Raw genomic sequence first — 10,498 nt, forward strand, 5'->3', positions numbered from 1 at the left:
GTAGCCATATTTGATACCTAAGGTACGAAAACCAGACCCTCCTTTAAAATACTCCCGGATGATCGATGACTTATTAATTGTCTTTTTCATTTGGTACTTTTTTGTCAACCTATTTCAGGACAAGTCAGGTAAATAATGATATTTTTTCGCCTTTTTTCGACCTTAGTTCGGCCTTTTTAGTATGTAACCCTGCCGATAACGCCATAAAAGAATATTATTTATATCGCTGATTAACAGGTGATTATATTTTAAGGCCTGTTCCATTTTGTTCTGATCGGGACAAAATGGGACGGGCCACCTCGGGGAATTATTATCTTTACAGCACCTATTAAACAAGGTAATGGCTAAAATAAACATCAAACGGATCTATGAACCGGCAGGCGAAAAAGATGGCTTCCGTATTTTGATTGACCGCTATTGGCCACGCGGGTTAAAGAAAGATCCATTACCCTATCATGAATGGCTAACTGCAATTGCACCTTCAAATAAATTGCGAAAATGGTTTGATCACGACCCTGAAAAGTGGAACCAGTTTCAACTAAAATACACTTTAGAACTTGCTAAAAATGACGCGGTAGACAATTTATTAACGCTCATAAAAAAGCATAAGGTAATTACCCTGCTCTATGCCGCACATGATGAAGAGCATAACCACGCATTGGTATTACAGCAGTTTTTAAATTTGTTGCTTAAATAACCGCAAGGCGGTTTCTAACACTCCGGCAAGCTTATCGGGATATTTATTGCCAGCCCGCCATCAGATGTTTCCTTGTATTTGGAGTTCATATCCTGTGCGGTTTGCCACATGGTGCGCACAACGGCATCAAGGCTTACTTTGGCTTTATCGGGGTTGCTTTGCAGGGCAAGCTGGCTTGCAGTGATGGCTTTTATGGCACCCATGGTGTTACGCTCGATGCAAGGCACCTGTACAAGGCCGCCAATAGGGTCGCAGGTGAGGCCAAGGTGGTGTTCCATGGCTATCTCGGCTGCCATCAATACCTGGCGCTGGCTGCCGCCTAAACACTCGGTAAGGGCTGCTGCTGCCATGGCAGATGATACGCCTATCTCGGCCTGGCAACCACCCATCGCGGCAGATATGGTAGCCCCTTTTTTGAAGATGCTGCCCACTTCAGATGCGGTGAACAAAAACTGGATTATTTTCTCATCATCAAACCCATCGCAAAATGAAATATAATATTGCAGCACAGCAGGTATAACCCCTGCAGCGCCATTGGTTGGTGCCGTAACTACGCGGCCAAAAGAGGCGTTCTCCTCATTCACGGCCAGCGCGAAGCAGCTCACCCAGTCCAGTATATTCTGGAAACCGTTACCCGTTTGGCGCATGGCCTGCACCCATTCGGTGTAGTTGGTATAGGTATGGCCTTTTAATAACCTTTTATTTAATGCTGATGCACGGCGGGCTACATTCAGGCCACCCGGCAGGTTGCCTGCGGTATGGCAGCCGCGGTACATACATTCCTGCATCACTCTAAAAATATTGAGTACGCTGTTGCGGGTTTCCTGTTCGCTGCGCCAGGCAAGCTCATTCTCCATCACCACTTCAGATACCTTGAGCCCGGTTTTAATACACCAGTGCAGCAGGTCGCCGGCGGTATCAATAGGGAATGGCAGGTCAACCTCGGCTTTATGCTGGGTTTGTGCGCCTTCTTTTACCACAAAACCACCGCCTATAGAATAGAACGTGGCCGATACCGCAGTTTCATTACTCAGAAACGCCTGGAACGTTACTGCGTTAGGGTGATAAGGTAAACTTTCGGCAAACAGGAAAAGCAGGTCGTCTTCGGTAAAAAAACTGATCTCTTTTTCGCCTGCTAAAAGCAATTTGTGGCTTTTAGTTATACCGGCAATTTTGCTATCTATCTTATCCACCTCAAAGGTAACCGGGTCGTCTCCGCTCAGGCCAAGCAGTATGGCAATATCGGTGCCGTGGCCCCGGCCTGTTTTAGCCAGTGAGCCATACAGCAATATCTTTATCTGTACAACAAGCGGCAGTGCATCTTTCTGTTTTAGCAGTTCAACAAATTGTTGCGCGGCACGCCATGGGCCAAGCGTATGCGAGCTTGACGGGCCTATGCCTATCTTAAACATATCAAATACAGAAATCTGTTCCCGTTGTTGCATGCCCAAAATTAATGAATAGTATTTATATTATTTTTTTGTTAAACACTTTAAAAATTCACTCAGAATTAATAATTTAAACCACACTTAAACCAAATCAAAAAAATGGAAAATTACGATTCTTCAAGCTCCGGTTATTTAGTTGGTATTTTTATGATGCTTTTTTCTATCCCTGCTTTAATTGTTTGGGTAATTAGCGTTGTAGGCATGTGGAAGGTATACGAAAAAGCCGGCAAACCGGGCTGGGCTTCCATCATCCCAATTTACAATGTTATTGTGATGCTCGAAATTATTGGTAAGCCTATGATATGGCTGCTGCTGCTTTTAGTGCCTTGCGTTAACATTTACATTGGCATTGTGATGATCAATTTATTGAGCAAGAGCTATGGCCAAAGCGAAGGTTTTACCGTTGGCCTTATCTTTTTGCCTTTCATATTTTACCCTGTTTTAGGCTTTGGCAACTACCGTTATTTAGGCCCTGCGGGTGCGGGTTTCGCCGGGCACAACCCGTTTGATCCGGGTGCTACCTACAAAGATCCATTTAACCCACCACCACCGCCACAACAATAATGGGGTTAAATTATATACCATCCTGCAGCCTGCTATTTATTAGTTGGCTGCAGGATCATTTACTCCCCTGCCCTTTTAAATATCTTACCGGGATAGATTGCCCCGGCTGCGGCTTTCAACGCTCAATGGTCGCTTTGTTAAAAGGCGATATCCACCAAAGCTTTTTATTATATCCGCCTGCCATACCCCTGCTCATCATATCGGTATGGTGGCTTGCAGATAGCTTGTTTAAGCTGGATACACCAAAAAGTGTTGTCAAAAAAACAATGTTTATTGTTGTAGCACTTATTATAACGGTTAGTTATATTGTAAAAATGGCGCGCCTGTAATTACTATATATCTTCGGTTTCTGTGGCTTTAAAGGCATAATCTTTAAGCACCGTTTGCAGGAAACGCATATCGTTCATATTTTCGGGCGGTGTTACCCCCAGGCGCTCTTTGGTACGCAGGGCCATGTTATATACCAGCACATTATTCCCGGTTTTAATATAGCTGTTTATAACTTCGTTTATCAGCTCTATATCCTGTTCACTTAATTCGGCAACATTGGCAAATACCGGTTGGTAATCATTAAAGGCCGGGCGAAAGGCAACATGCTCTATTTTTGTGCGCAGTTCGGTTTTTATTAAGATAGTACCGGCAACCAAATCGCCTATACGCTGTACCTTCTCGCTTATGGCTGCTACAACAAGGGCCACGGCGCCCCCGCTAACACCAAAATCAATTATCCTGAACAGCCATCGTAATAAATATTGGCCAAGGCGTGGCTGCGAGCCATCTAAACTCATCACCTTTATCTTCATTACCTTTTTCCCTACCGATTGGCCGTTCATGAAAACCTCGCAGGCAAGGTCATAAAACACATAAAGCGCGGCGTAAATAAATATAAAAACCACACCAAGTACATCCTCTGCGTGTAAAGACACCCCGGCTATTGCGCAGAGGATGGCTATCAGTATAAAAATACCAAAATCAATAAGGCTGGCAACAATACGTTCACCTAAACCGGCCAGTTCATAATCAATATCAATATTTTGGGATGTGGTTATCCGTATGGTTTGCATGTTAACAAATATATATGCTGAATTAATAGCTTTTCGCTGAATTACAAAAATTTGTATTTATTTTAACGGCATCAAACTTTATATCACTAATAATTAATGCGCGAGCCCTTATTTGTAAAACAGAATGCCAAAAAATGGGAATATTTTGAGCAATCTGCCACGAACGACCCGGATGAGCTTGCGGATAATTTTATACAAATAACCGACGACCTGGCCTACGCTAAAACTTTTTACCCCAAATCAAAAACAACAGCTTACCTAAACGGGCTGGCATCAAAATTCCATCAGTCCATCTACAAAAACAAAAGCGAAAAAGGCAACCGCTTTATCTCTTTCTGGCAGTTTGAATTACCCATTTTATTCAAAACCTACCAAAAGCAGGTAATGTACTCTTTCATCTTTTTTATTGTTTTTTGTTTGATGGGGGCCTTATCTGCCAAATATGACGACAACTTTGTGAGGCTGATAATGGGCGACGACTATATTAACATGACCAACGCCAACATTGCCAAAGGCGACCCATTCGGCGTTTATAAAAGCCAGGGTGAAGTAGTGATGTTTTTTGGCATTGCGGCCAATAATATTTACGTATCGCTGGTAACGTTTGCTGCCGGTATTATTTTTTCGGTTGGCTCGGTTTATTTTTTGCTGCGTAACGGTTTAATGCTGGGCTCGTTTCAATATTACTTTTTCAGCAAAGGGCTGGGCATGAAATCGGTGCTGGTTATCTGGATCCACGGCACGCTGGAGATCTCGGCCATTGTAATAGCGGGCGCGGCGGGCCTTGTGCTGGGCAACAGCCTTTTATTCCCCAAAACATTTACACGCATGGTATCGCTAAAAAAAGGCGCTGCCGATGGCATGAAGATAGCCGTTGGGCTGGTGCCTATATTTATTGTTGCCGCTTTTTTTGAAAGCTTTGTAACCCGCCATACCGAAATGCCCATATGGTTAAGCAGCTCAATTTTAATTGGCTCGCTTATATTCCTGGTGTGGTACGTGGTTATTTATCCAAACAGAATTTATAAAAAAACCTTATATGGAACCCAAAATTGAATTAGCCAAACTGCGTGATTTCGGTGAAATAATTAGCGATACTTTTCAGTTTATCCGCCAGAATTTTAAAGAACTGCTAAAAAGCTTTTTTATTTTTTGCGGCTTTTTCCTGATAGCACTATCGGCTATATCTTTTTTGCAGCAATACAAAATAATGCATGTTTTTAACGAGGCCAGCGCCGGCGGGCCGCAAACATTTAGTTCATCCATGTCCGATTTTTGGATGAGCTATGTAGCTACTATGATATTTTCGGTATTAACAATGAGCGCAATCAGCGTTACGGTTTTAAGTTATATGGCCCTTTATAAACAAAAGGGCAATGTAGCCCCAACTACAGATGAGGTATGGGGATATTTTAAATACTATTTCCTGCGGATAGTAGGGGGCACCCTTGTAATAGGTTTGCTAATAGGTGCCGGGTTTGTATTGTGTTTAATACCAGGCATATACCTTTTCCCTATCCTGGGTTTAATATTCCCGATAATGGTTATGGAGAACGCCACTTTTGGCTATGCTTTTAATCGCAGCTTTCAACTAATAAAGGAGAATTGGTGGGCAACTGCCGGGGCTGTTTTAGTAATATGGATAATTGTTTACGTAATGATAATTGTTATCACCATACCTGCATCTGCGGTTAATATGGCAAGCGTTTGGTTGAGGCCGCAAAAAATACCGCAGTTATCAACCGGGACAATTCTATTTTCGGTTATACTACAAACCTTTGCACAGGTTTTACTTATTATACCAACTATTGGCATCAGCCTGTGCTACTTTAACCTTGCCGAACATAAAGAGGGCACCAGTTTGCTTGATCGTATCAACAAGTTTGGCAGTAACCCGGGCGAGCAAACCAATTTACCTACCGAGGAATACTAAATGCGGCGTACTGTTTGCCTGTTTATTTTTATGCTTTTTTGCATCCACGGGTATGCGGGTAAAACGCCTGTGCCTAAACCTGTGGTAAAAATGGCAGTTAAACCAAAAGCTGTTTTAGTAACAGATACCGCCACGGTTACGCCAAGGCAGTTTGATACCACTGCCCTTAACGCCTATAAAAAACTCCCCGAGTTTGTTTACCGCGAAAATTATGATGGCGGCCCATCCTTATGGACACGCTTTTGGAGATGGTTCTGGAGTTTATTTGACTTTAAAGACAAAAAACTAACCAGCAACTTTATGGTATTTTTAAAATACTTTTTTATTGCCCTGGGTGTTGCCGCTATTATATTTTTGGTGTTAAAGCTTGCCGGTATAAACGTGCTGAATACTTTTAGGCGTAACCCAAAGGTGGCGAAGCTGGCCTATGCCGAATCGGAAGAGAATATACACGAAATTGATTTTGATACCGAAATAGAGAAAGCCGCAGCCGTACACAACTATAGGCTGGCCGTACGGATGCTGTACCTCAAAAGCCTGAAGCAATTAAGCGATAAGGGGTTTATTGACTGGCAGCTTAATAAAACCAATACCACCTACGTAAACGAACTTACCGACAATAGTCAGCGGGAGGCTTTTAAAAACCTTACCAACCAGTTTGAGTATGTTTGGTATGGCGATTTTGCCATAAACGGCGATGTATTTAAAAACATAAGCCTGCTGTTCAACAATTTTAAGGGGGGCACGGCATGAAAGATTTTAAGATCTACATTTCTGTTGGCTCGGTGTTGTTGCTTATTTACCTGGTAGCCCAATTTAACAGGCCAAACCCTGTAAACTGGGCCACCACGCTATCATATAACGACAAGATCCCATATGGTACTTATGTATTTTATAACCGGCTGAAGGATCTTTTCCCCGGGGCACAGGTAAAGAACATCAGTAAATCGCCTTATGATGTGTTTACCAACGGCAATTTAACCAGTGGTAGTTACATTGTAATAGCCCAAAATGCAACGTTCAGTAAAATCGACTTTAAGGAAATGGTTAAGTATGTAAGTGCCGGCAACTCGGTATTTATTTCGGCTTTTAACTTTGATGGCTATATCAGCGATTCGCTAAAGTTAGAAACCGGCGTTGAATATGATAAGAAAAACCCGGGCCTTAACTTCACCAATCCGCAACTAAAAAAAGCGGCAGATTATAAATTCGATAACAACATCAGTTCGCAATACTTCAGCAAATTTGATACAGCCAGGGCAACATCCATCAGCCAAAACCAATATGGCCAAAGCAACTACTTGCGGTTTAAGTTTGGCAAAGGCAACCTGTTTTTATTTGCAAATCCTCAAATATTAACTAATTATAGCCTGCTTAAACCCAACGGTAGTGAATATCCTGCTAAAGTGCTTTCCTACCTGCCGGTAACCGACAATATTTATTGGGATTTGTACCAAAACCACGATGTAAGTGCCGACCAATCGCCAATGCGCGTTTTCTTTAACAACCCCGGCCTGCAATGGGCATACTATCTTAGTTTGGCCAGTTTGCTGCTTTTTGTTATTTACGAGATAAAACGCAGGCAGCGCATTATCCCGGTGATAGAGCCTTTAAAAAACGCTACCGTAGAGTTTGTAAGCGTTGTGGGCAAGGTGTACTATGAACAGCGCGATAACAGCAACATAGCCGCAAAAAAAATAGTGTATTTTAGTGAGCACCTGCGCAACGTGTTCGGCTTAAAAACCGGCAATTACAACAACGATTTTTTGGTGAGCTTTATCAATAAAACTGGTATTGATGAATCGCTGGCGAGAGATTTAGTGAGCCATATTAACTACATGAGCCAGCAATCGCGCGTAAGCGATCATGAACTTATTGTATTGAACCAATTAATAGAAAAATTTTATATCCAATCCGGATCATATGGAAAATGAGAATTTTGAACAAAGAACAGACCTTAGCAAATTAAGCGCGGCTGTGGATAAAATAAAAGCAACCCTTGCCCAGATCATTGTGGGCCAGCAGGATGTTATTGAACTGGTGATTGCCGGCATACTGGCCGACGGGCACATCCTGATAGAAGGCGTACCCGGTGTTGCCAAAACACTAACCGCCAAGCTTGTTGCCAAAGCCATTGAGGCCAAATACTCGCGCATCCAGTTCACACCCGACCTGATGCCGTCTGACGTGCTGGGCACATCGGTATTCAACCCCAAAAGCACCGAGTTTGAGTTTAAGCGTGGGCCGATATTCGGTAACATTATCCTGATTGATGAGATAAACCGCGCGCCTGCCAAAACACAATCGGCTTTGTTTGAGGTGATGGAAGAGCGCCAGGTAACTATAGACGGGCAGACCTATAAAATGGACGAGCCATTTATTGTACTGGCCACGCAAAACCCGGTTGAGCAGGAAGGCACCTACCGCCTGCCCGAAGCACAGCTGGACCGTTTCCTGTTTAAGATAGAGATCAAATACCCATCGCTGGAGGAGGAGATAGCTATTGTTACCCAGCAGCATCAGCAAAAAACTACCGAGCAGCTTAGCCACATTGATGCTGTTTTGGCCGGTGCCGATATTGTAAGCCTGCGTAAACAGGTTAGGGAGCTTTATGTAGAGCCAAAAATACTGGCTTTTACCGCGCAAATCATTCATGAAAGCCGAAGCAATAAATCGTTGTTTTTGGGTGGGTCGCCGCGGGCATCGCTGGCAATTGTTAATGCGGCCAAGGCAATGGCAGCTATTAAAGGCCGCGATTTTGTTACCCCCGATGATATTATCAGCGTAGCAAAACCTGTGTTAAGGCACCGCATTATGCTTACGCCTGATAAAGAGATGGAAGGTGTAACGCCCGATGAAGTGATCAGCCAGATCATCCAAAAAATTGAAGTACCACGATAAACACAGGTGAAAAAACTCTTCGGCCTATTTTATACCAATTTATTTTTAACCGGCAGGTTGTTTGCCGGGCTGGGTGGCTGCGCCGTGCTTTTCCTGTTGTCGTTCTTCTTCCCATGGCTTGGGATAGTGCCCGAGCTGGCATTCTGGGCACTAGTGTTCCTCTCGTTTGCAGACCTGCTGATGTTGTACCGCCCATCAAAAACCATATTTGCCAAACGCCACGCCCCCGAGCGCTTAAGCAACAGCGACGATAATGAACTGGGTGTTTATATAGAGAGCAATTATCCTTTCACCATATCGGCAGGGATAATTGACGAGATCCCCTTTCAGTTTCAAAAGCGGGATGTGTGGTTTAAAACCATCCTGAAACCCGGCGAACATAAGCTTATCAGTTACATGCTGCGCCCTACCAAACGCGGCGAGTATGAGTTTGGGATGATCAGGGTGTTCGCCCGTTCGCCATTAGGGCTTATTAGCCGTCGTTTTAACTTTGACCAGGCCGAGACATTGCCTGTGTACCCATCGTTCCTGCAGATGCGCAAATATGAGCTGATGGCCATATCAAACCGGCTAAACGAGATAGGCATCAAAAAAATAAGGCGGCTTGGCCACAGCATGGAATTTGAGCAGGTAAAAACTTACGTACCGGGCGATGATTACCGTACCATCAACTGGAAGGCTACCGCCCGCCAGGGCAGCTTAATGACCAACTTTTACACCGACGAAAAATCGCAGCAGGTGTATTGTGTTGTTGATAAATCGCGGGCCATGAAAATGCCCTTTGACGGCTTAAGCTTGCTTGATTATGCCATTAACGCCAGCCTGGTATTAGCAAACATTGCCCTGCTTAAAGAGGATAAGGCCGGGCTGATCACCGTGGCCGAAAAGATTGGCGCCGTTATCCCTGCCGACCGCCGGCCTACGCAAATGAACAAGATACTGGAGGTATTGTATAAAGAGAAAACACGCTACCTGGAAACCAATATGGAAGCGCTTTACAGCACCATACGCAATGTAGTGAAGCAACGCAGCCTGGTGGTATTCTTCACCAATTACGAAAGCATGAACGCCCTGCAAAGGCAGCTGCCGTTTTTAAAACGCATTGCCAAGTTCCATTTATTGTTGGTTGTGTTTTTTGAGAATACCGAACTGCGGCATTTAAGCGAGCAGCCCGCCCGGGATGTAGAAGGCATCTACATAAAAACCATTGCCGAAAAGTTCGCTTACGATAAAAAGCTAATTGTTAAAGAGCTGGCCAAACATGGCATACAATCCATACTCAGCGCTCCGCAAAACCTTACCATCAATACCATTAACAGGTATCTGGAATTAAAGGCTAAACAGAGGATATAACAGAGGGCGATTGATTCTCTCCGAATGTCATTTCGAACGAGCAAGTGGGGGCTTAAGCACTGGGGTGAGGAGAAATCTTATACGCCACGCATCAAGAACAATTATTATGTGGAATCATAAACTATTACGTTTATATAGCGACCAATGCGGCAAAACCGTATTATATGTTGGCGTTACAAATGATGTAAGAATCCGCATCGATCAGCATGAAGAAAACAAGGGGAGTAACAGATCTTTTACCGGCAAATATTATTGCCATTATCTTATTTATTATGAGCATTTCATCAGTATTAATGAAGCAACAGCACGGGAGAAAGAAATAAAAAAGTGGCGGCGTGAAAAAAAGATTGCTCTTATAGAATCGGCAAACCCTTTATGGCGGTTTCTAAATGATGAAGTATAGCTGAATGCAACGCGTATAAGATTTCTCCTCGCGCCGGCACACTTGCCGGCCCAAGCTCGTTCGAAATGACATCGTGGAGATTACGCCATCCCCGGGAATTTGATTCCGGCGGCTTTGATATCGTTAATTATCTTT

12 protein-coding genes are annotated in these 10,498 nt (G+C 43.7%); 10 read left to right on the forward strand and 2 right to left on the reverse strand.

Annotation, left to right across the window (positions count from 1 at the left end):
• The first annotated feature begins 340 nt into the window (after positions 1–340).
• Positions 341–697, forward strand: coding sequence for a DUF488 domain-containing protein (locus WC615_RS20455; RefSeq protein ID WP_372979915.1), 357 nt, complete (start codon positions 341–343; stop codon positions 695–697).
• Positions 698–711: 14 nt separating this feature from the next.
• On the opposite strand, the gene WC615_RS20460 is transcribed toward WC615_RS20455, so the two are convergent.
• Positions 712–2,142: an L-serine ammonia-lyase gene (locus WC615_RS20460; RefSeq protein WP_372979916.1), complete on the reverse strand. Its 1,431-nt coding sequence runs from the start codon at positions 2,140–2,142 to the stop codon at positions 712–714.
• 102 nt (positions 2,143–2,244) lie between these two features.
• Here WC615_RS20460 and WC615_RS20465 point away from each other — a divergent pair, with 102 nt between their 5' ends.
• Together WC615_RS20465 and WC615_RS20470 are read left to right on the forward strand one after the other, a co-directional pair.
• Positions 2,245–2,709, forward strand: coding sequence for a DUF5684 domain-containing protein (locus tag WC615_RS20465; RefSeq protein ID WP_372979917.1), 465 nt, complete (start codon positions 2,245–2,247; stop codon positions 2,707–2,709).
• Complete coding sequence (locus tag WC615_RS20470) at positions 2,709–3,038, forward strand: DUF2752 domain-containing protein (protein WP_372979918.1); 330 nt, start codon at positions 2,709–2,711, stop codon at positions 3,036–3,038. The genes WC615_RS20465 and WC615_RS20470 overlap by 1 nt, the downstream gene beginning before the upstream one ends.
• 3 nt (positions 3,039–3,041) lie before the next feature.
• On the opposite strand, the gene WC615_RS20475 is transcribed toward WC615_RS20470, so the two are convergent.
• A complete protein-coding gene (locus WC615_RS20475; RefSeq protein ID WP_372979919.1) occupies positions 3,042–3,773 on the reverse strand; it encodes an RDD family protein in 732 nt (243 codons plus the stop codon).
• A 96-nt stretch (positions 3,774–3,869) separates the two neighbouring features.
• On the opposite strand from WC615_RS20475, the gene WC615_RS20480 reads away from it, so the two are divergent.
• The 7 genes from WC615_RS20480 (at position 3,870) to WC615_RS20510 (ending at position 10,363) form a co-directional block, all read left to right on the forward strand.
• Entirely contained in the window at positions 3,870–4,829 is a 960-nt protein-coding gene (locus WC615_RS20480; protein ID WP_372979920.1) for a stage II sporulation protein M, read from the forward strand.
• Positions 4,813–5,706 carry a hypothetical protein gene (locus WC615_RS20485; RefSeq protein ID WP_372979921.1) on the forward strand — a complete coding sequence of 298 codons (894 nt, stop codon included), beginning with the start codon at positions 4,813–4,815 and terminating at the stop codon, positions 5,704–5,706. The genes WC615_RS20480 and WC615_RS20485 overlap by 17 nt, the downstream gene beginning before the upstream one ends.
• Positions 5,707–6,459, forward strand: coding sequence for a DUF4129 domain-containing protein (locus WC615_RS20490; protein ID WP_372979922.1), 753 nt, complete (start codon positions 5,707–5,709; stop codon positions 6,457–6,459). It abuts the gene before it with no gap.
• Positions 6,456–7,640, forward strand: a complete 1,185-nt coding sequence (locus tag WC615_RS20495; RefSeq protein WP_372979923.1) for a DUF4350 domain-containing protein — start codon at positions 6,456–6,458, stop codon at positions 7,638–7,640. The genes WC615_RS20490 and WC615_RS20495 overlap by 4 nt, the downstream gene beginning before the upstream one ends.
• Positions 7,630–8,607 carry an AAA family ATPase gene (locus tag WC615_RS20500; RefSeq protein WP_372979924.1) on the forward strand — a complete coding sequence of 326 codons (978 nt, stop codon included), beginning with the start codon at positions 7,630–7,632 and terminating at the stop codon, positions 8,605–8,607. Before WC615_RS20495 ends, WC615_RS20500 begins: the two co-directional genes overlap by 11 nt.
• A 6-nt stretch (positions 8,608–8,613) precedes the next feature.
• Positions 8,614–9,960, forward strand: a complete 1,347-nt coding sequence (locus tag WC615_RS20505) for a DUF58 domain-containing protein (protein ID WP_372979925.1) — start codon at positions 8,614–8,616, stop codon at positions 9,958–9,960.
• 106 nt (positions 9,961–10,066) lie between these two features.
• Complete coding sequence (locus WC615_RS20510) at positions 10,067–10,363, forward strand: GIY-YIG nuclease family protein (protein ID WP_372979926.1); 297 nt, start codon at positions 10,067–10,069, stop codon at positions 10,361–10,363.
• Positions 10,364–10,498 lie beyond the last annotated feature (135 nt).

Origin of the sequence: Mucilaginibacter sp. (assembly GCF_041663085.1) — a bacterium.
Lineage (GTDB): Bacteria > Bacteroidota > Bacteroidia > Sphingobacteriales > Sphingobacteriaceae > Mucilaginibacter.

What these genes read in the sequence shown, in the direction of transcription:
- WC615_RS20495 (WP_372979923.1), top strand. Translation starts at nt 6,456, where the DNA reads ATGAAAGATTTTAAGATCTACATTTCTGTTGGCTCGGTGTTGTTGCTT.
- WC615_RS20460 (WP_372979916.1), bottom strand. Translation starts at nt 2,142, where the DNA reads ATGCAACAACGGGAACAGATTTCTGTATTTGATATGTTTAAGATAGGC.
- WC615_RS20455 (WP_372979915.1), top strand. Translation starts at nt 341, where the DNA reads ATGGCTAAAATAAACATCAAACGGATCTATGAACCGGCAGGCGAAAAA.
- WC615_RS20500 (WP_372979924.1), top strand. Translation starts at nt 7,630, where the DNA reads ATGGAAAATGAGAATTTTGAACAAAGAACAGACCTTAGCAAATTAAGC.
- WC615_RS20475 (WP_372979919.1), bottom strand. Translation starts at nt 3,773, where the DNA reads ATGCAAACCATACGGATAACCACATCCCAAAATATTGATATTGATTAT.
- WC615_RS20485 (WP_372979921.1), top strand. Translation starts at nt 4,813, where the DNA reads ATGGAACCCAAAATTGAATTAGCCAAACTGCGTGATTTCGGTGAAATA.
- WC615_RS20490 (WP_372979922.1), top strand. Translation starts at nt 5,707, where the DNA reads ATGCGGCGTACTGTTTGCCTGTTTATTTTTATGCTTTTTTGCATCCAC.
- WC615_RS20470 (WP_372979918.1), top strand. Translation starts at nt 2,709, where the DNA reads ATGGGGTTAAATTATATACCATCCTGCAGCCTGCTATTTATTAGTTGG.
- WC615_RS20480 (WP_372979920.1), top strand. Translation starts at nt 3,870, where the DNA reads ATGCGCGAGCCCTTATTTGTAAAACAGAATGCCAAAAAATGGGAATAT.
- WC615_RS20510 (WP_372979926.1), top strand. Translation starts at nt 10,067, where the DNA reads ATGTGGAATCATAAACTATTACGTTTATATAGCGACCAATGCGGCAAA.
- WC615_RS20465 (WP_372979917.1), top strand. Translation starts at nt 2,245, where the DNA reads ATGGAAAATTACGATTCTTCAAGCTCCGGTTATTTAGTTGGTATTTTT.